Source organism: Burkholderia sp. LMG 13014 (assembly GCF_905232215.1).
GTDB lineage: Bacteria > Pseudomonadota > Gammaproteobacteria > Burkholderiales > Burkholderiaceae > Burkholderia.
The window spans coordinates 1-2,269 of the sequence record NZ_CAJNKE010000789.1 but is presented as its reverse complement, the minus strand read 5'-3'; the positions used below and the strand labels follow the sequence as shown (position 1 = coordinate 2,269).

General features: G+C 68.8%; 1 protein-coding gene. It reads left to right on the top strand.

Annotated elements, in window-relative coordinates:
• A partial coding sequence (locus tag JYJ84_RS34620) for a penicillin-binding protein 1A (RefSeq protein WP_240201948.1) occupies positions 1-2,269 on the top strand: 2,269 nt, incomplete at both ends.

Below are 2,269 nucleotides of genomic sequence, written 5' to 3'. Positions count from 1 at the left end.
CCGCCACCGCGTGGCACCATGTCCGTCATCCGACGCGTCGCGGCGTGCTGCTCGCGGGCGCCGCCGTGCCCGCGCTGTTCGTGGTGTACGTGGTCGTGCTGATCCCGTTCACGCCGGGCATCGGCGACATCCGCAAGGCACGCGTCGACCAGCCCGCGCAGGTGCTGTCCGCCGACGGCAAGCTGCTGGCCGAATTCAAGCCGTCGAACCGCGAGTGGGTGCCGCTCAAGCAAATCTCGCCGCACATGGTCGACGCGCTGATCGCGACCGAGGATCACCGCTTCTACGAGCACCACGGCCTCGACTGGAAGCGCACGGCGTCGGCCGCGCTCCATACGTTCTCGGGCAGCCGCCAGGGCGGCTCGACGATCACGCAGCAGCTCGCGCGCAACCTGTATCCGGACGAAATCGGCCGCGCGCCGACGCTCACGCGCAAGGTGAAGGAGGCGATCACCGCGCTGAAGATCGAGGCCGTCTACAGCAAGGACCAGATACTCGAGACCTACCTGAACACGGTACCGTTCCTGTACAACGCGTACGGCGTCGAGATGGCTGCGCGCACCTATTTCGACAAGTCGGCCGACGAGCTGGACGTGCTCGACAGCGCGACGCTCGTCGGGATGCTGAAGGGCAACAGCTACTACAACCCGGTGCTGAATCCCGAGCGCGCGCTGCAGCGGCGCAATACGGTGCTGGGCCAGATGGTGAAATACGGCAAACTGACGCCGGCGCAATTCGCGCAGCTGCAGCGCCGGCCGTTGCGCATCGACTTCGAGCGGCAGAAGGAGCCGCCGGGGCCCGCGCCGCATTTCGCGCAGCAGCTGCGCAAATGGCTGATCGCGTGGGCCGACCGCAACGACTACAACATCTACGCGGACGGGTTGATCGTGCGCACCACGATCGACTCGCGGCTGCAGCAGATGGCGACCCAGGCGCTCACGCTGCAGGGCAACCAGCTGCAGGGCATCGCAAACAACGCATGGAGCGGCCGCGACGGCTGCGGCACCGACAACGAGGTGTTCCGCACCTTCATGCGCGAGTCGCCCGAGTACAAGGCCGCGCAGGACGCCGGCAAGGACGACGCGACCGCGATGAAGCTGCTCGCGGCCGACCGCGGCTTCATGCGCGCGCTGTGCAAGACCAAGACCGACGTGCAGGCCGGCTTCCTCGCGATCGATCCGCGCGACGGGCAGATCCGCGCGTGGGTCGGCAGCCGCGACTTCACCAACGAACCGTTCGACCACGTCGCGCAGGCGCGGCGCCAGCCGGGCTCGACGTTCAAGCCGTTCGTCTATGGCGTCGCGTTCGCGAACGGGATGAAGCCGGACGACACGTTCATCGACCAGCCTGTCGAGATCCCGTTGAAGGGCGGCGAGATCTGGCGGCCGAACGACGACGTGCCGCCGACCGGCAAGCCGATGACGCTGCGCGACGCGGTCGCGCTGTCGCGCAACCGGATCACCGCGCAGGTGATGGAGAAGGTCGGTCCGGCTGCCGTGGCCAGGCTCGCGCGCGACATGGGCGTGCGCGAAAGCCCGCTCGAACGCGTGCCGTCGCTCGCGCTCGGCACGAGCCCCGTCACGCTGAAGGAGATGGTCGCGTCGTACGCGACGATTGCGAACGGCGGGCTGTATGTCGAGCCGCAGATGGTCACGCGCATCGAGAACCGCCAGGGCGACGTGCTTGCCGAGTACGCGCCGGCGCCGCCCGAGCGCGCGCTCGACACGGAAACCGACAAGACGCTGCTCAGCGTGATGCGCGATGTCGTGACGCGCGGCACGGGCGGCAGCATCCGCACGCGCTTCGGGATCCGCGGCGACGTGGCCGGCAAGACGGGCACGACGCAGGACAACGCAGACGGCTGGTTCATCCTGATGCAGCCGGGCCTCGTTGCCGGTGCGTGGGTCGGTTTCGACGACGGCCGCGTGACGTTGCGCAGCGATTATTGGGGGCAGGGCGCGCATAGTGCGCTGCCGATCGTCGGCGATTTCTTCCAGCGCGCGCAGCGCGCCCGGATCGTCGATACCAAGGCGAAATTCGATACCGAGCCGTCGCCGGGCTGGTTCGCGTCGCTGCGCGAGCGCGTGACGGACCTGTTCGACACGTGGTTCCCGCCCGAGGCGAAGAAGGCGCCCGCGCCGGTCAAGACGCAGCGGGTGGAGCGTGCATCCGAGGCCGACACGGGCGCGGCGTCGGCCGCATCGGCCGCATCGGCGCCCGAAGCGGCATCGGGCGGTATCGTCGAGGAATGGGTGCCGGCGTCGGAAGT